The organism is Streptomyces sp. NPDC053432 (genome assembly GCF_055585365.1).
Genome location: NZ_JBVJKF010000008.1, coordinates 213492 through 231566 on the forward strand (window position 1 = coordinate 213492; position 18075 = coordinate 231566).

The window sequence follows — 18075 nt, forward strand, 5'->3', positions numbered from 1 at the left end:
TTTACGGGGAATTCATGGGATGTTGTCAGCCGAATGTGAGATTCCGATCCACAAGGTGAGACGGGGTCTGCCCCCGGGCGGGGTCGTCTGCTTGAATGGGGCCATGGCCAGCCATTCGTACACCTCGTACACCTCGTCGGGTCGCAGCGACCTCGAGCCGTTCTGGCCGTCCCGTCAGGATCACGATTTCGACCGGGTGTGTCGCCGCGCCGAGAACGCGCCGGCCCTCTAAAGCCTCCGGGACCTCCTACCTGAGCTGCCCCAGGCCTTCGGTCTGCGCGGAACGACACCGATGACGTACGCCACTGCGCGCGTCTCCTGCCGATTCCTCCGCGTGAAAGAGCTGACCACTCATGGCTAACACCCGTTCCCTCGTCTCCGCCCCGGCCTCCGCCTCCGCTGCGACCTCGCCCCTTTCCTATCCCCCCAGTCCGCGCCACCGGCTGCGCGCCGTGGACCGCAACGAGGGGGCACGCGTGGCGGATCTGCTTCCGCCCGGTGCCACCTGGCTTCCCGCGCCCCAGCACACCCTGCCGACCCTGCCCGGGCAGCCGCCGATGATCGGCTACCTGGTGCTCGTGCCGGCCGACCAGCAGCCGCCGGTCGCCTTCGCCCCGCACGCCGTGGCGGGCCCGGCGCCCTCCTTCTCCCCCGCCGCCTCCCCCGACGCCGACGCCGACGGCGGCCGCGGCGCCGACGACGCCCTGGTCCGGATCGACTCGGCGCAGCGCACGGCCGCCGTCGACGGGCAGGTGCTCGACCTGACGTACCTGGAGTTCGAGCTGCTGGCGCACCTGGTGAAGCACCCGCACCGGGTGCACAGCCGCGACCAGCTGGTGACCACGGTCTGGGGATACGGGCACGTCGGCGACGGCCGCACCGTGGACGTCCACATCGCCCGCCTGCGCCGCAAGCTGGGCTCCGCGCACCGCAACGCCATCCAGACGGTCCGCCGGGTGGGCTACAAGTACGCTCCCTGACCGGCCTGTTGAGGCAGGGCGACGCGACAACGCGGGCGGGCCCGCACCCCTTCCGGATCCGAGGGGGGTGCGGGCCCGCTTTCGTCAGCTCACTCCGCGGCGGCGGCCCCGGCCGCCCGGCGCCGCGCCGCGACGCAGCCCAGGGCCGCGTCGATCAGCAGGAACGCCACCAGGCTGATCCCGAGCAGCGGGACGAACCAGCCGGTCACCGCGGTCACCGCGACCAGCGGCAGCAGCACCGCGGCCGGGAGCTTCCGCCAGGCGCCGCGCGGCTGGGCGCGGCCGGCGGACAGCCGGCGGGCCTTCGTCGGGCGGCGCAGCCACCACATCCGGTAGCCCCAGAAGACCAGGAACATCACGGCGACGGCGAGCGCGGCCAGCGCGATCTGGTTGACGAGGCCGAAGGTCCTGCCCATGTGCAGGTCGATGCCGAAGCGGGTCATCTTCGCGAGCACCGGGTAGTCGGCGAAGCGGAGTTCGTCGATGACTTTGCCGTCGGCCGGGTCGACGGCGACCGCGTCCAGGTGCACCGGCACCTGCTTGTCCTGCTCCTTGATCACGTACCCCTTGCCCTTGGCGGGCAGGGTGATGCGGAGCTCCTCGGTGACCCCTACGGCCCGGGCGGCTGCCACGGCCCGGTCGAGGCCGATGTCCGCGGTGGGCGCGGCGGGCGGCATCTCCTCGCCGGGGGCCATGGTGTGACCGGCGTGCTCGTCGCCCCCGCCGGCCGCGCCGGCGCCCGGCTTCAGCTTGGCGGAGACGCTGGGGGTGGCGCCGCCGAGGCGGTCCTGGAGCTGCCCGATGTTCTCACCGGCGTACTTCGACCAGGTCAGACCGGTGGCGGAGAGGACGACGAGCCCGGCGACGGACCAGAGTCCGACGACCCCGTGCCAGGACAGGGTGCGGCGGCGGCCGGTGGCCGCCCGGTCCGGGAGGACGAGATCGGCGCGGCGCCTGCGGCGCCGGCCGACCCACAGGGCGAGTCCGCCGAGGGCGACGACCCACATCCAGCTGGCGGCCATCTCGCTGTAGTTCCGGCCGAACTCGCCGAGGTGGAGGTTCGCGTGGAACTCGCTCAGCCAGGCCCGCAGGGGGAGCGCGTCACCGGAGGTGGCGAGCTGCCCGCGCACCTCGGCCGTATACGGGTCGACGAAGACGGTGAGGGTCTCGCCCTCGGGGAGACCGGGCTTCTCCATGATCACCCGGGTGGTGGCCGCGGCGTCGGGTCCGGGCCACACGGAGACGACCTCGCCCTGGGGCGCGGCGCTCCGGGCCGCCTCGACCTGGGCGCTGAGCGGCAGGGCGCTGTCGCCGACCCGGGGGACGGTCAGCTCGTCGGCGTAGAGGATCTTCTCGGCCTGCCAGGAACCGGCGTAGAGCAGGCCGGTGACGGCGGCGAGGAACAGCAGCGGGGCGATGAGCAGGCCCGCGTAGAAGTGCATGCGCAGCAGCAGGGGCCGCAGGGCGGCCCAGCCACGGGGGCTCTTCCCGGGTATGGCGGTGGTGTCGGGGTCGGCGGCGTCCGGGGTGCGGGCGTTCTGGGCCTCGTCGAGGGACATGTCGGTCCTAGGGGTTGGCGAAGACATGGGGAAGTCGGCCCCAGGTCTCGCGTCCTCCTCGCCGAGGAGTGCGCCGGTCAGGCGCGGGCAGGGTGGCCGGGGGCCGTGGTGCTGAACGCTCGGTACGCGGGCGGCCCGCGGCGCACCACGGCGTGGGCGTGGAGGGCGCCCCTCAGCCGGCGCGGCCGCTCGGACCGGGGCCGGAAGGCGGGCGGCGCCGGCGGGGCGGCCACCCGGGCGGCCGCGAGGGCGAACGCGCGGGCGAGCGGCCGGGCCGCGTGCAGCGCGGCGGCGCCGAGGGCCCGGGCCAGCCGGAAGACCGCGGCCTCGCCCCAGGCCAGCCAGGCGGCGCAGAGCAGCCCGGCCAGCACGTGCGCGGCGATCATCCCGGCGCCCCCGAGCCAGGCCATGTCGGCCATGCCGGGCATGTCCGCGCCGGGCATGCCGGCCAGGGCGCTCATGTCGGCGGCGCCGGGAGCCGCGGAGCCCATCGCTCCCATGTCCATGTCCGTGCCCATGTCCATGCCCATGCCCATGTCCGGTAGGTGCCGGTGGACGGGCCCGGGAGCGGGCTCGGCCGCCCGGCTCCCCGAGAAGACGAGGTGGAGCACCCCCTGTACGGCGAGCAGCCCCGCGCCGATCCCGGCGGGGCCCCTGCGCCGTCCGGCGGCCGTCCAGGCGAGCCCGCCGGTCACCGCGAAAGCACCCAGAAGCCCCGTGAGAGGAATATCCGTACCGGACATGTACGAATGCCCCGCAGCACCCAGAGCGGTGCACATCGCCGCGAAGGTCGCGGCTCGCGTGGCGCGCAACGGCGCGGGGGTCAGGGACATGGCCGGGACATGTTCGCACGGGGCCCGGTGGTGGCCGCCAGAGGGCCGTATCCGATCATGGGGCGGTGAATCCGATTCCACTGGGCGTGGTGTACTCCGGCGGTGTCCAGCTCGGGGCGCACGCCCTGGACCGGCTGGAGCCGGCCGAGCGGGAGCGGCTGCTGCGGGACTGCTCGACGAACGTCGACAATCTCGCCGCCGGACGCTGGGAGACGCTGCTGACCAGCGCGCTCGTCGTCGAGGAGCCCATGCCCCTGCCGTACGCGCTGCTGCTCGTCGCGGTGCTCGGATACGCCGAGTACGCGTACGGCGCCTGGTGGACGGCGGCGGTGTTCCTGTTCGGGCACGCCGCGGCGACCCTCCTCGTGTACGGCACGCTGCGCAGGACGGCCGGTTCGCAGACCCGGCGCGCGCTGGACGTCGGTACGAGCTACGGATTCAACGCCGTACTCGGGGCGCTGACCTCGGTCCTGCCGCGCGGAGCGGTGCGCACCACCGCCCGGGCCGGGCTGCTGGCCCTCGCGGCGGCCCCGGTGGTCAAGCGCGGCCGGACCTTCACGGACGCCGGGCACCTGGCGGCGCTCGGGATCGGCATCGGGATCTCCCTGGTCCTCGATTGTCTTTCCGACACGAAACATCGGAAAATTACACGAATCGCTCGAATCAACCGCATACCGCTACCGCCGGAGCTGCCACGATGACCGCCACGCCCTCCACGACCGTCGCCAACCTCCGCGACCTCGGAGGCACCCCGCTGACCGGCGGCCGCACCGTACGCTCCGGCCTGGTCCTGCGCTCCGGCCAGCTCGACCGGCTCGACCTCGGCGCCGACCCGGCGGTGGCCGCGCTGGGTCTGGCCACGATCATCGACTTCCGCAGCGCCGCCGAGCGCACCGACCATCCCGACCGGGTTCCGGCCGGGGTGAGGGCACTGGTCGGGGACGTACTGGCGGACAAGATGAACTCCGGCAGGATGCCCGCGGCCGCACAGCTCAAGGACCTGCTGTCGGACCCGGTGGTCGCCGAGGAGCGGCTCGGCGGCGGCAAGGCGCAGGCCCTGTTCGCCGACGTGTACCGGTCCTTCGTCAGCACCGGCTCCGCGCAGGCCTCGTACCGGATGCTGCTGGAGGAGCTCGCCGACCCCCAGGCGGGCCCGCTGCTCTTCCACTGCACGGCCGGCAAGGACCGCACGGGCTGGGGCGCCACGATCATCCTGTCGCTGCTCGGCGCGGACGACGAGACGCTGATGGCCGAGTACCTGTCCGTCAACCCGGCGGTCAAGCAGGCCTTCGCCCCGTTGATCGAGGGCTTCACGGCGTCCGGCGGCGACCCGGAGATAGCGCTCGCCCTGATAGGCGTCTTCCCCTCGTACCTGGAGGCCGCGCTGGACGAGGTCGCGACGCGCTACGGCTCCATGGAGAAGTACGTGCGCGAGGGACTCGGCGTCTCCGACGAGAAGGTCGGGGCACTGCGGGCCCGGCTGACCGCCTGACGGCGGCGGCAGCGGCAGCGGCAGCGGCAGCGGCAGCGGCAGCGGCAGCGGCAGCGGCAGCGGTTCACCCGAACAGGCGCCCCGTCGGCGGGTGACCATCCGACCATTCGCTCGTTCTGCTGAACGTGACTGCGCCGGATACCGCCACCCGCCCCCCGTCTCCCGTGCCGCCCGACGTCGAGCAGGCCGAGGCCGCCATCGTCGAGCACTATCCGCGGCTGGTGCGGCTCGCCTACCTGGTGCTGCCCCCCGCCCTCGGCCGCAACCGGCGGGTGCTCACCGCCCACTCGCTGGCCCAGCGGGCGCTGCCGCGCGGCCGGCGGGACGCGGTGGCGGCCGCCGCGGCCGTGCAGGGCGGGGTTCCCGGCGGGGTCCCCGGGCAGCGGAACGGCGCGACGGGCGACCCGGGGTACGCGTACGTGCGGCTGCGCGTGCTGCGCGCCGCGCTGGAGGCCGGGATCCCGCTTACCTTCCGCGCCCTGCCGCGGCGCGCGCAGCTCCCGCCGCTGCTCCCGCAGGTGTGGGGGCTGCGGCTGTTCCCGCGCTCGGGCGGGGCCGAGGAGCTCGCCCTCGACCAGTGGCTGACCACCCTGAACGGTCCCGGCCGGGCCGCGTGCGCGCTGCGGGCGCTGGAGCGGCTGCCGGAGGCGGAGGTGCTGCGGGTGCTCACCGAGGCGGGGGTCGCGGACCCGGCCGCCGCGGTCGCCGAGTCGGGCGATCCGGCGAACGACGCCCTCTTCGCCTCCCCCGAGTTCGACCCGTGCGTGCTCCAGGCCCGGCCCACCGACCTGCTGCGCCGCCGCCGGCTCGTGCGGGCGGCGCTCGCCGCCGGGGCCGCGCTCGCCGTGTGCGGGACACTGCTCGCGCTGCCCGGCGGGGGCTGGGGCGCGGACGGCGCGGCCGCGCCGCCGTACGCCCGCAACGCCGCGGCCGAGCAGGCCCTGGACCCGGCGAAGCTGGTCCGCGCCGAGCCCGCGCTCTGGCGGGCGTCGTCCCGTACGGACTTCTCCACCTGGCCCGCCCGCGGTGACCGCGCCTCCGACTCCGCGCTGCTGCGGCGGGCGCTGGCCGTCTGGGCCCGGCCCGGCTCCTCCGTGGTCGTGTCCGCCACTCCGGGCACGCCGTCCGGGCCGCCGATGGGTCCGGCGCAGCTGCTGTTCGCGGGCGCCGTCGACCAGGCCGTGGTGGTCCTGCTGTACGACGGGCTGCGCGTGGTCCGTTACGCCGAACCGCGTACGGGGTCCGCGGGCGCCGCCCTCGACTTCGCCCGGACCGACGGCGCCTCTGCGGACACCGCGACCGCGCTGGTGCTGAGCCGGGTCGACGGCAACGTCCGCTACCTGACGGCGCCATGGGTGACGGGCGCGGCCCTGCGGGACCTGCTCAAGCCCGGCGAGGCCCCGGTGACGCTGAAGCCGGCCGCGGACGGGGTGACCCCGCCGGTGCCGGGCCCCGCCCCGGCGGGGAGTTGTACGAGCTGGAACGCGCTGGCGCTGACCGGCGATGGCGCCACCCGGCTGATCACCGACCTCGGCGAGCTGACCCCGGCCCGGCTGACGTCGGGCGCGCCGGGTGCGGAGCGCGATGTGACGGAGGGGGCGGAGCTCGCGGACTGGTCGCGGATCGCCTGCCTGCTGCCCTCGGTCCGCTCGCACGGGGTCCGTACGGTCAACGCCTGGACGTACGCGAAGCAGCCGCTGCCGGAGGGGGACGGGACGGCGACCTGGCTGTGCACGCGGGCCGAGACCTGGCGCGGCTCGGCGGACCGGGTGCAGGCGCAGTTCCTGACCCCCGGAGCCACGCTCGCCGCGCAGGCGGCGAAGGCGGAGGGGTCGCCGGCGTGCGGGCCGCGGGAGCCGCGGGTGCTGGCGGGCGTGCTGTGGAAGTCCCGCGCCGGGCAGTGGTACGTACTGGCCGCGGGCAGCGCGCAGTTCGCGTCGCTGTCGGTGTCGGGCGGTGGGGTCAACGGCTCCGCGAACGGCAACCGGCTGGCGGTGAAGGCCAAGGAGGGTGCGCAGGTCGACCTGTCGGGCAGGCTGACGGACGGGTCGAAGGCCGGGGTGCTGCGCTAGAAGGTTCCCCCGGAGCACCGCTGGTCCCTCCCCCCGGCCGCCACCGGGGGGAGGGACCGACGACGTACAGCGGCTGCGGGCGGTCAGGAGCCGGTGGGCAGGACCAGCTCCCCGGTCCCGCCCAGGCCGTCCACCGGGCCCGCGAGGGCGGAGACGGTCTCGGGGGATTCCGCGATGCCGTCGGCGACGCCGACGGTGAGCGGGGAGGCCTTCAGGGCCTCGACGTTGCCGTGGTCCCCGATGCGGTCGAGGCCGAGTTCGTGGTGCGCCTGCCCGAAGAGGTCGGCCGTGGCGGTCGCCGTTCCGGCCTTCTGGGAGGCCGGACCCGTGCCCGTGTCGGCGGAGGCCACGGGGGCCACGGCGGCGAGGGCGGCGGCGGTCGCGAAGCCGGTCATCAGCATGTTCTTGATCTTCATGCCGGGACAACGAGGGGTCCGTTCCTACGTCACGCCCGCGTCAACCCGGCGGCCGCGGCCGCGCGCGAAGGAAGTGGGTGCAGAGGGCTTTTCCTCTCCACTACCCATCAGTACATTGACGCCATGTCTAATACGCCGCTCGCGCCCGCCCCCGTGGCGTCGGAACACATAGACCTGAACCCCCGGAACGTGTCCTTCCGATGGGAGGACACCCCGCTCCACTGGCTGCCCGACGACCCGTTCGCCGGTCACATGATCAACGTGCTGCACCTGCTGCTGCCGGCCGGTGAGCGGTGGTTCGTCCACGTCTACAAGCAGGTGCTCCCGCACATCACGGACGAGCGGCTGCGGGCGGACGTCATCGGCTTCATCGGCCAGGAGGCCATGCACGCCGCCGCGCACGACGACGTACTCCCCCACCTCAAGCGACTGGACCTGGACCCGACCCCGTACACGGCGCAGGTGGACTGGCTGTTCGAGAAGCTGCTGGGCGACCGGACCCTGCCCCCGGGCAGGGCGCGCCACTGGTGGCTGATGGAGCGGGTCGCGATGATCGCCGCGATCGAGCACTACACCGCGTTCCTCGGCGACTGGGTGCTGAACGCGGACGAGCTGGACCGGCGGGGCGCCGATCCGATGATGCTCGACCTGCTGCGCTGGCACGGGGCGGAGGAGGTCGAGCACCGCTCGGTGGCCTTCGACCTCTTCATGCACGTCGACGGCAACTACCGCCGCCGCGCCAGGACATGGGCCACGGCCTTCTCGGCGCTGGTCTTCCTGTGGCAGCGCGGGGTGCGCTTCTTCATGGAGAACGACCCCCACCTGGTCGACGGCAAGGCCTCCTTCGGCCAGTTCTTCCGGGCGGGGCGGCAAGGCGTACTGCCCTCGACGGGCGCCATGCTGAAGTCCATCCCCAAGTACCTCTCCCGTACGTACCACCCCTCGCAGGAGGGCTCGACGGCGCAGGCGGTGGCCTACCTCGCCTCCTCCCCCGGAGCCAACGGCGGGCACGGCGCCAGAGGGGCCGGGGCATGAGGCGCGCCCTCACTGTCACCGCCGCCGCCGGCGCCGCCTGGGCCGCCAGGCGAGCGCTCAGCCGCCGGATCGGCAAGTCCCCGCTGTGGCCGCTGCCCGCCCTGGAGACCCCCGTCTCCGGCTACTCCCCGCGCCGGTCGCTGCGCGCGTTGATCGTCTCGCGCGGCGAGCCGGCGGCGGGCGTGCTCCGGCTCACCGTGGAGTCGCCCGAGCTGCCGGCCTGGACGCCCGGCGCGCACGTGGACATCACCCTGCCGTCGGGGCTGGTCCGCCAGTACTCCCTGTGCGGGGACCCGGCGGACTCCGGCCGGTACACGATCGCGATCCGGCTGATCGAGGACGGCCGGGGCGGCTCCCGCGAGGCCCACGCCCAGCTGGTGGAGGGCGCCGAGCTGGAACTGCGCCCGCCGCGCAACCGGTTCGAGCTGGTCCCGGCGGCCTCGTACGCCTTCGTCGCGGGCGGCATCGGGATCACCCCGATCCTGCCGATGCTCCGGGCGGCGACCGCGGCGGGCGCCGACTGGACCCTGCTCTACGGGGGCCGCTCCCGCGCCTCGATGCCGTTCCTGCCCGAACTGGCCGCGTACGGGGACCGGGTCACGCTCGCCCCGGAGGACGAGACGGGGCTGCCCGACCTGTCGGTGCTCGCCTCCGTCCAGCCGGGCACACTGGTCTACTGCTGCGGCCCCGAGCCCCTGATGGCGGCCGTCACGGCGGCGGTCCCGGACCCGGCGGCGGTGCACCTGGAGCGCTTCGCCCCGGCGGCGGCGCCCGGACCCGCGCGGCCCTTCACCGTCGAACTGCGCCGCTCGGGGCGCGAGATCGAGGTCGGCGCGGACGAGTCGGCCCTGGCCGCGGTCCGACGGGAACTGCCCGCCACCCCCTACTCCTGCGAGCAGGGGTTCTGCGGGACCTGCCAACACCGGGTGCTCGCGGGCGAGGTGGACCACCGCGACGAGCTGCTCACCGACGGCGAACGCGAGGACTCGATGCTGCTCTGCGTCTCGCGCGCGAAGGGGGACCGCCTCGTCCTGGACCTGTGACCGGTCGGAAGTAGGGTGTCCGCATGACAACCGGCGTGCGGCGCAGGATGGGTGTCGAGGTGCGGCGGCAGCAGCTGATCGGGGTTGCCCTGGAGCTGTTCAGCAACCGCTCGCCCGACGACGTGTCCATAGACGAGATCGCGGCGGCCGCGGGGATATCGCGGCCGCTCGTCTACCACTATTTCCCCGGCAAGCTGAGCCTGTACGAGGCCGCGCTGCGCCGGGCCGCCGACGACCTGGCGGCGCGCTTCGACGAGCCCCGGGAGGGGCCGCTCGGGGCGCGGCTGCTGCGGGTGATGGGCCGGTTCTTCGCCTTCGTCGACGAGCACGGGCCGGGTTTCTCGGCGCTGATGCGGGGCGGTCCGGCGGCCGGGAGCAGCCGCACCAACGCCATGATCGACGAGGTCCGGCAGGCGGCGTACGAGCAGATCCTGACCCATCTGGGCATCGGGACCGAGGATCCGCCGGCCCGCCTCGAACTCGTGGTGCGGTCCTGGGTGTCGCTCGCCGAGTCCACCGCGCTGATCTGGCTGGACGGGCGCCGGATCCCGCGCGGGGAACTGGAGTTGCAGCTGGTGCACGACTTCGCGGCGCTGGCCGCGGTGAGCGCCGCGTACGACGCGGAGATGGCGGGGATCCTCGTACGGATCCTGGCGGACGAGCCGGCCGACGGGCCCTTCGGGGAGCTGGTCGGGCGCCTCGCGCTGCTGGTACCGGGAGCACCCGCCGCGCAGTGATCTTGTGGCGACCCCTACCCCTGCACCGATAATGCCCTCGTGATCATTGACGACGGGATCTTGTTCCGGCGGGCCGTGGAGAAGGACGCCGGCACCCTGGTGACGCTGTACGACGGGGCGGCCCGGTGGATGCGGGCCGGCGGCATCGACCAGTGGAAGCCCGGTGACAAGGACGCCGATCACTTCCGCGCGCGGATGCGCGACGGGGAGGTGTGGCTCGCCGGGGACGCCGACGGGCGGGTGATCGGCGCCTACGAGCTGTGGTGGTCCGACGAGGAGGCTTGGGGCGTGCAGCCGCCCGTGGCGGGCTACGTGCACCGGCTGATGGTGGAACGCGAGGCCGCGCCCGCCGGTTCCGGGCGCCGCATGCTCGAACACGCCGAGCGGCGGATCGCGGGGACCGGGCGGGAGCGGGCGCGGCTGGACTGCGTCTCCACCAACCCCCGGCTGCTCGCGTACTACCAGGACGCGGGCTACCGGGTGGTCGGGGAGTTCCCCCACAAGGAGGGGAAGGACGGCAGGGTCTACGGGGTGATCCTGCTGGAGAAGCGGCTGGACCGGCTCACCGCCGTGTGAAGACCGAGACGGTGCGGGCGGGGACGGTGAACTCTCCTGTCTTCGTGTCGTACGCGGACTTCTTGACCGTGGCGTCGGAGCCGGCGGCCTGGACGGGGTGCAGCGCGTAGGCGGTTCCCGCGAGGGCGGGGACGCGCTGGGACCGGTCGGTGGGGGTGGCGTTGAACACCACCACCAGGTCGCCGAGCGTCATGGTGATCACGCCCGGGGTCTCGTCCTTGCCGGAGAGCGGGAAGGCGAGCCTGCTCTGGACGGCCTCGGCCGTGGTGAGGGCGAAGTCGGGTTCCGTCGTACGGATCCTCAGCAGGTCCCGGTAGGCGGCCGAGGCGGCGGTGATGTCCGGGCAGCCCGGAGCCGGCGCCGTGAGCAGGGGCTTGGCGTGGACCCACTTGGAGGCGTTGTCGGCCGCCGGGGGCAGGCCCCGGCCGAAGCCGTTGCCGTCCCGGCAGTCCCAGTGGACGGCGTTGAACCAGTCGCCGCTGTCGTAGGAGTTGCGGTCCAGGGACTTGGAGCGGAGCAGGTCCGTGCCCGCCTGGGAGAGGGCCGGGCCCTGGGAGAGGGCGGCCGTCGCCATGGCGAGGACCTGCATGCGGGCCCGGTCGGCGGTGCTCGTGCCCGTGGGCAGCTTGTAGGCGAGGGCGTCGTACAGGGACTCGTTGTCGTGGGCGTCCGCGTAGGCGAGGGCGTCGCCGGGGGCGGCCGCGTAACCGGCCGGGGCCCCGTTGTAGTCCAGCTCCGAGCCCTTGATCCGGCGGCCGGTGCTGTCGGTGAAGGCGTACGGGGCGAGGTTCCCGGACAGTCCGACCTTGATCAGGTCCTGGTCGTGCAGGAGGCGGGCCTTCTGCTCGTCCGGGGTGCCGTTGGCGGGTGACGCGTTCGGGGCGGTGAACAGGCCCGAGGCGAAGCCCTGCACGCGCGGGTCCTCGTCGAAGGGGCCGCCGCCGCGGACCGCGTCGCGCGCCCGGTCGGAGAAGGTGGCGATGCCCGTGCCGGCCATGTTCTTCTGCGTGGCCTGCACGAAGCGGGCGTCGTCGGCGACCTCGCCGAAGTTCCAGCCCTCCCCGTAGAGGACGATCTTCTTCCCGTCGACCCCGTCCTTGGCGGGGGTGAGCCCGTCGAGGGCCGCCCGGACGGCGAGGATGTTGGCCTTCGGGTGGTGGCCCATCAGGTCGAAGCGGAAGCCGTCGACCTTGTACTGCTTCGCCCAGGTGACGACGGAGTCGACGACGAGGCGGCCCATCATGGCGTTCTCGGGGGCGGTGTTGGCGCAGCAGGTGGAGTTGGCGACGCTGCCGTCGGCCAGCAGGCGCTGGTAGTAGCCGGGGACGATGCGGTCCAGGACGGACTTGTCGCTCTGGCCGGCGGCGACGGTGTGGTTGTAGACGACGTCCATGACGGTGCGCAGCCCGGCTCCGTTCAGGGACTGGACCATGCGGCGGAACTCGACGGTGCGGGCCGTGCCGTTCGGGTCGCTCGCGTAGGAGCCCTCGGGGACGGTGTAGTGCAGCGGGTCGTAGCCCCAGTTGTAGGCGTCCTTGGCGGCCGCCGCGGCGACGCAGGCCTGCTGCCGGTCGGAGTCGGGCGCGTACACCTTGAGGTCGCAGGCCGGTTCGGTGCGGTCGGCGGCCTTCTCGGGGATGGTGCCGATGTCGAAGGCCGGGAGGAGGTGGACGTACGAGGTCCCGGCGGCGGCCAGGTCGCGCAGGTGCCGCATGCCGGCCGAGCCGGTGTCGGTGAAGGCCAGGTACTGGCCGGGGTGGCCGCTGGTGGGGTCCGCGACGGAGAAGTCGCGGATGTGGAGCTCCTGGATCTGCGCGGAGGCGAAGGGGACGGGTGCGGGCTTGCGCAGGTCCTTCCAGCCGGGCGGGGCGAGCTTCGGGTCGGCGAGGTCGACGACGAGGCTGTGGGTGGAGTCGGCGGTCAGGGCGGTGGAGTAGGGGTCGGTGACCAGGTTGCGGACGACCTGCCCGGTGCTGGGGGCCCATACGGTGACGGCGTAGCGGTAGCGCTTGCCGGTCCAGTCGCGGTCGCCGCGCACGGACCAGACGCCGGTGGCGTCGTCGCGGCGCATGGGGACGGTACGGGCGCCGCCGTCGAGTTCGAGGGAGACCCCCTGGGCGGTGGGGGCCCACACGGAGAGGGTGGGCCGCCCGTCCTTGAAGACCGGGCCGAGGGGGGCCGTGTTCGCGTACAGGTCGTCCAGCACCCCGGCGAGCTGCACGCCGGTCGCGGCCAGCACGGCCCCGTTCGCGGCGCGGGCGCTCGCGACGAGCTGCCCGCGCAGGGCCTCGCGTACGCGGCCCCGGTCACGGGGGTCGACGGTGAAGGCGGCGTACGAGGCCAGGTGCGGGAACTTCTGCTTCTGCGCGGCGGTGAGCTCTGCCTTGGTGAGGCGCAGCCACTGGGCGCCGCCCTCGTCGAGGGTGCCGTTCGCGGCCTTGACCGCGCCTGCGCGGGAGGCCAGGAGCTGCACGGAGGCGGCGGAGGCGGGGGCGTCCCAGGCGAGGGTGTCGCGGTCGATCCACACGGCCCGGGCCTTGGTGAGGTCCAGGGCGGCGGAGGAGCCGGCGGGCTGCGGGAGGAGGTACTTCTCCTTGCCGCCGAGCATCCAGACCTCGTGGCCGGTGGCCTTCAGGTCGAGGGACTGGTCGGAGGGCAGGTCCTTCTCGTCGCCCTTGTGGAGGATGTAGCTCAGGGAGGTCGCTCCGGCCCCGAGCGGGACCTCGTACACCGCGCCGTAGGCATCGGTGCGGACGGGCATCAGCGGCTTGGACCAGTCGGTGGGGTTCGCGGCGCCCGTCCAGACGTGCAGGCCCCAGCCGTCGTAGGCGCCGTCGGGGCGCTGGTAGTGCAGGACTGCCTTGGACGTGTCCTGCGGCGGGTAGCCGGGCCGGTCGGTGCGGGCTGCTTCCGTGCCCTGCTCCAGCCAGATCTCGCCGGTCTTCGTGACGTCGATGGTGCGGTCGGCGGAGACGTCCTTGTTGCCGTCCTTGTCGATGACGAGGTAGCCGACGGAGGAGGCGCCGGGCTTCAGGCGGACGTAGGCGAAGGCGCCGTAGGCGTCGCGGCCGGTGAAGCCGTGGCCGGCGGGCCAGGGCGTCTGCTCGCCGTCGGCGATGTCGCCCCAGGCGTAGAGCCGCCAGTCGGTGTAGTCGCCGCCGGGCCGGTTGTAGTGGACGACGGCGTAGTCGCGCTGGGTGGCGGTGGGGATCGGGGCCGGCGGGGCCTGGCCGGTGACGGACTCGGCGAGGGCGCTCGCGGTGCGGCCCGCGGAGTCGACGACGACGGCCTTGTAACGCAGGGCGGTGCCGGCGGGGGTGGTGGCGTCGAGGTGCTGGGTGACCTTGTAGGGGGCGTGGTCGGCGGAGCCGAGGACCTGCCAGGGGCCGTTTCCGGTCTGGGCTGCGAAGACCACCCGGCCGAGGGCGCCGGTGACGTCGGCGGAGAGCTCGACGGTTCCGGTGGCGCCGGGGGCCGGGGCCTTGAGGGTGAGGGCGGGCTTGGCGGTGGGGGCGGGGAGGGGCGCGGCGCCCTGGAGCACGACGGAACCGGAGGCGGGGACGGAGACGGTGAGCTTGCCGGTGGACGAGGCCCAGGTGAGGGAGGTGCCGGTGGCGCCGTAGAGGGTGCGGTAGAGGGCGCCGGCCGGGGCGTCGAGTTCCACGGTCCTGGCCTCGGGGGCGTTGTTGGCGGCGACGAGGTACTCGGTGCGGCTGCGTGCGTCGGTCCGGGCGAAGGCGTAGACCGAGGCGTCGGCGAGGCGCTCGCTCTGGATGCCGTCGCGCAGGGCGGGGTGCTCCTTCACCAGCTTCGAGAGAGCACTGATCTGCTTGTAGAGCGGGTGTCCTTGATCGTAGGCATCGCTCGCGTGCGTGCGCGCCGTTCCGAGCTGGTCGTCGTCGAGGTAGTCGGCGACCTTCGACGCGAACAGCGGCTGGCGGGCGTCCTTGTCGCCTCCGGCGCCCGTGAAGCCCTGCTCGTCACCGGAGTAGATCACCGGGTTGCCCCGGGAGAAGAACATCAGCTCGTTGGCGAGCCGGTACCGGTCGAGCAGCTCCTGCTCCCCCGCCCCCGGCCGATCCTGCTTCAGGAAGGTCCCGAAGCGGCCCATGTCGTGGTTGCCGAGGAAGGTCACCTGCTCGTAGGCGTTGGCCTTGTCGGAGGTGTACTTGTAGTCGTCCGCGAGCACGGCGGCCAGCCGCCCGGCGCCCGCGCCCTGGGAGGCGTACGCGCGGATCGCGTCCTGGAGCGGGAAGTCGAGGGTGGCGTCGAGCCGGCCGCGCGTGACGTACGGGGAGGTGACGGCCGTGTCGGCGGAGTAGACCTCACCGAACATGAAGAAGTTCTTGCGCCCGCGCTGGGCGGCGTACTTGTCGAGGGCCGTGGCCCACTGCGTCCAGAAGCCGGTGTTGACGTGCTTGACCGTGTCGATCCGGAAGCCGTCGATCGCGAAGTCCTCGACCCACTTCTCGTAGATCTTCTCCATCCCGCTGACGACCTCGGGCCGTTCGGTCCACAGGTCGTCGAGGCCGAAGAAGTCGCCCTGCTCGGAGGACTCCCCGGCGAAGGTGGAGTCGCCCCGGTTGTGGTACATCGTCGGATCGTTGAGCCAGGCCGGCGCCTTCAGGTTCTTCTTCGCGTCGGGCACGAAGGGGGTCCGCGGGAAGGACCCGGTGCCGACGGCCGGGAACTTCCGCTTCCCGTCGGCGTAGTCGGAGTCGTCGAACGGCACCCCGTCCTTCGTCAGGTACGGGAAGGCGCCCTTCGACAGGTACGAGTACGAGGCCTCCCGGTAGTCGACCACGTCGGCGGTGTGGTTGGTGATGACGTCGAAGAAGACCTTCATCCCCTTGCGGTGGGCCTTGTCGATCAGCTTCTCCAGATCGGCGTTGGTGCCGAAATGCGGGTCGACCTGGGTGAAGTCCGTGATCCAGTACCCGTGGTAGCCGGCGGAGACGTCGGCCCCCTTGCCCTGCACCGGCTGGTTCTTGAAGATCGGCGCCATCCAGATGGCGGTCGTCCCGAGCCCCTTGATGTAGTCGAGCCGGTCGGTGAGGCCCTTGAGGTCGCCGCCCTGGTAGAAGCCCTTGTCCGTCGGGTCCAGCCCGGTCTCCAGGCGGCCGCCGGTCAGTCCGCCGCGGTCGTTGCGCGGGTCGCCGTTCGCGAACCGGTCCGGCAGGACGAAGTAGAACTGCTCCCGGGTCAGGTCGTGGCGGGCCGGCTCGGCGGCGAGTTTCGCGTCCGAGGGCGGGGCGGGAGGCCGTACGGCGGCGGCCGCGGCCGGGAGCGCGGGCAGGAGGGTCACGGCCAGGGCGGCGGCGAGGGCTCCTGCGGCTGGGCGTATCAAGGCGGATCTCCTTGTGTACGGATCACATGGACAGCGCATGGACGAGGGCCGCCCGGCGGTGGCGGGGAGGATGGTGCCGGGCGGCCCTGGTTTGTGGGGGGGGCGGGCGGGTCAGCTGCGCCAGGTGTCGTTCAGCGTGACCTTGCCGCTCGCGGGGACGGTGGCCGTGCGGTTGGCGCCGCTCTCCCAGGTGACGTTGCCGGAGGCGTCCTTGCGGACGTACTTGTACGCGAAGGACGTGCCGGCCGGGAGCGTGACGTCGAGCTTCCAGACCGGGTAGGCGGCCGGGTCGAGCTTGAGCGCGCTGCCGGTGTTCCAGGCACCGAGCTCGGCGCGGTCGCCGACGACGTAGATGTCCTGGCCGGGGACGGTGGTGGCGTTCACGGCGAAGGCGGCGCCGGAGGCGGTGGTAGCGGCGGAGCAGCTACGGGCGTTCACGTGCAGCGCGACGGCGGTCCCCGCCCCGAGCGTGGCGGTGAACCGGCCGCCGGAATCGACGGTGACGGCCCGTCCGCTCTGCACGTCGCAGTAGTCGCCGGCCGGGAGGGAGGTCTGGAAGGTCCGGGTCAGGCTGCTCGTCTCGTGGTTGATCGCCACGTACGCCTTGGAGCCGCGCCCGAAGGCGATCTGGTCGCCGCCGTTGTCCCACCAGTCGGTGACGGCCTGCCCGCGGGCGGTGTTGCGGAAGGCGACCATGGAGGAGATCTCCCGCCAGGCGTGCTGGCACTTCCACCCGTCGGAGTAACAGGTGGTCACCGCGCCCCCGTTGGGCGGTCCGGCGTCCTTGTCGGTCCACTCGTAGCCGGAGTGCACGTCCGGGGAGCCGTAGGGCCAGGCCAGCATGAACACGCTGGCGAGGGTGTAGGCGGAGCCGTCCTTGTAGGTGAGGGTGTCGCCGCCGCGCTCGGTGTCGTGGTTGTCGACGAAGACGCCGGACTGCCCGCTCGGCATGTACCCCCAGGCCTCGCCGAAGTTCTTCAGGTAGGCGAGGTTCTCGTTCTGGAAGACGCGCTTGAGGTCGCGGGCGTACCGGAACTCCTGCACGTCGCCGTTGCCGAGGTACTCGGAGGGCGAGACGGCCTCACCGGCGCCGTGGATCGCCTCCTGCTTCCAGTACACCGACGGATTCGCCAGCCGGGACTTGATGTTCGCCAGGTCGGCGGCGGGCATGTGCTTGGCGGCGTCGATCCGCAGGCCGTCCACCCCGAGGGACAGCAGGTCGTTCAGATAGGCGGCGATCCGCCCCCGCACGTACTCCTCACCGGTGTCGAGGTCGGCGAGCTGCACGAGCTCGCAGTTCTGGACGTTCGCCTTGTCCTGGTAGTTGGAGATCGTCGCCCGGCAGTCGTCCATGTCGGAGCCGGAGTAGGTGCCCGGGTAGCTGTACTTCGTATACGTGGAGCCGCCGGTTCCCGTGTAGGTGGCGTTCGCGTCCGCCGGGCCGGCCATGTGGTTGATCACCGAGTCGGCGACGACCTTCACGCCGGCGGCGTGGCAGGTGTCGACCATGTTCTTGAAGGCCGTCCGGTCGCCCAGCCGCCCGGCGATCTTGTAGCTGACGGGCTGGTACGAGGTCCACCACTGGGCGCCCTGGACGTGCTCCTGGGGCGGCGACACCTGCACGTAGCCGTATCCGGCAGGGCCGAGGGAGTCGGTGCAGGCCTTGGCCACGGAGTCGAAGCGCCACTCGAAGAGAACGGCGGTGACGTCCTTCTGGCCGGGGGGCGCGGCGGCGGCCTGCGGCCCGATGCCGGTGAGGGTGGCGGCGGCGAGCGCGGTGGTGGCGCAAAGAGTTGCAGCTCTGACGGCTCTGGCAGGCATGCGGGGGCCTCCTGGCGGAAGAGGTGGGGATGGGAGCGACCGTAGGGGCCGCACACAAGCCCTGCAAGACCTTGCGCAAGAGATTGCAGAATTGTTTCCGAGGCGTGTCCTGCCGCCCGGCCCCGAACTCCGGCCACGGACAGGCCCAGTTCACCCCGCCCGCG

General features: G+C 73.1%; 13 protein-coding genes. 8 read left to right on the forward strand and 5 right to left on the reverse strand.

All coding sequences use genetic code 11. From position 1 onward, the window contains the following. Positions 1-353 precede the first annotated feature (353 nt). Complete coding sequence (locus ACZ6Y1_RS16170) at positions 354-980, forward strand: winged helix-turn-helix domain-containing protein (RefSeq protein WP_469628785.1); 627 nt, start codon at positions 354-356, stop codon at positions 978-980. A gap of 89 nt (positions 981-1069) precedes the next feature. On the opposite strand, the gene ACZ6Y1_RS16175 is transcribed toward ACZ6Y1_RS16170, so the two are convergent. Continuing rightward, entirely contained in the window at positions 1070-2539 is a 1470-nt protein-coding gene (locus ACZ6Y1_RS16175) for a PepSY-associated TM helix domain-containing protein (RefSeq protein ID WP_469628789.1), read from the reverse strand. Positions 2540-2616: 77 nt separating this feature from the next. Next, positions 2617-3372 carry a hypothetical protein gene (locus ACZ6Y1_RS16180; protein ID WP_469628792.1) on the reverse strand — a complete coding sequence of 252 codons (756 nt, stop codon included), beginning with the start codon at positions 3370-3372 and terminating at the stop codon, positions 2617-2619. A 65-nt stretch (positions 3373-3437) separates the two neighbouring features. On the opposite strand from ACZ6Y1_RS16180, the gene ACZ6Y1_RS16185 reads away from it, so the two are divergent. From ACZ6Y1_RS16185 to ACZ6Y1_RS16195, 3 genes are all read left to right on the forward strand, one after another. After that, a complete protein-coding gene (locus ACZ6Y1_RS16185; protein WP_469628795.1) occupies positions 3438-4073 on the forward strand; it encodes a rhomboid-like protein in 636 nt (211 codons plus the stop codon). Then, positions 4070-4864, forward strand: a complete 795-nt coding sequence (locus ACZ6Y1_RS16190) for a tyrosine-protein phosphatase (RefSeq protein WP_469628798.1) — start codon at positions 4070-4072, stop codon at positions 4862-4864. The genes ACZ6Y1_RS16185 and ACZ6Y1_RS16190 overlap by 4 nt, the downstream gene beginning before the upstream one ends. Positions 4865-4989: 125 nt before the next feature. Continuing rightward, positions 4990-6936: a hypothetical protein gene (locus ACZ6Y1_RS16195; RefSeq protein WP_469628801.1), complete on the forward strand. Its 1947-nt coding sequence runs from the start codon at positions 4990-4992 to the stop codon at positions 6934-6936. A gap of 83 nt (positions 6937-7019) precedes the next feature. On the opposite strand, the gene ACZ6Y1_RS16200 is transcribed toward ACZ6Y1_RS16195, so the two are convergent. Then, complete coding sequence (locus ACZ6Y1_RS16200) at positions 7020-7352, reverse strand: hypothetical protein (RefSeq protein ID WP_469628803.1); 333 nt, start codon at positions 7350-7352, stop codon at positions 7020-7022. Between the two features lie 123 nt (positions 7353-7475). Between ACZ6Y1_RS16200 and ACZ6Y1_RS16205 the strand changes: the two genes are divergently transcribed. From ACZ6Y1_RS16205 to ACZ6Y1_RS16220, 4 genes are read left to right on the forward strand one after another with little or no spacing between them, the layout of a single operon-like run. Further along, entirely contained in the window at positions 7476-8387 is a 912-nt protein-coding gene (locus tag ACZ6Y1_RS16205; RefSeq protein ID WP_469628806.1) for a metal-dependent hydrolase, read from the forward strand. Continuing rightward, positions 8384-9430: a PDR/VanB family oxidoreductase gene (locus ACZ6Y1_RS16210; RefSeq protein WP_469628809.1), complete on the forward strand. Its 1047-nt coding sequence runs from the start codon at positions 8384-8386 to the stop codon at positions 9428-9430. Before ACZ6Y1_RS16205 ends, ACZ6Y1_RS16210 begins: the two co-directional genes overlap by 4 nt. 23 nt (positions 9431-9453) lie before the next feature. Further along, the gene (locus ACZ6Y1_RS16215; RefSeq protein ID WP_469628813.1) at positions 9454-10167 is read left to right on the forward strand and encodes a TetR/AcrR family transcriptional regulator; all 714 of its coding nucleotides are present in this window, start codon (positions 9454-9456) and stop codon (positions 10165-10167) included. A 39-nt stretch (positions 10168-10206) separates the two neighbouring features. Continuing rightward, entirely contained in the window at positions 10207-10743 is a 537-nt protein-coding gene (locus ACZ6Y1_RS16220; protein WP_469628816.1) for a GNAT family N-acetyltransferase, read from the forward strand. Here ACZ6Y1_RS16220 and pulA read toward each other — a convergent pair. Together pulA and ACZ6Y1_RS16230 are read right to left on the reverse strand one after the other, a co-directional pair. Beyond that, entirely contained in the window at positions 10730-16129 is a 5400-nt protein-coding gene (pulA, locus tag ACZ6Y1_RS16225; protein ID WP_469628818.1) for a pullulanase-type alpha-1,6-glucosidase, read from the reverse strand. The genes ACZ6Y1_RS16220 and pulA overlap by 14 nt on opposite strands. 72 nt (positions 16130-16201) lie before the next feature. Further along, positions 16202-17911 carry a carbohydrate-binding module family 20 domain-containing protein gene (locus ACZ6Y1_RS16230; RefSeq protein ID WP_469628822.1) on the reverse strand — a complete coding sequence of 570 codons (1710 nt, stop codon included), beginning with the start codon at positions 17909-17911 and terminating at the stop codon, positions 16202-16204. Positions 17912-18075: the final 164 nt, after the last annotated feature.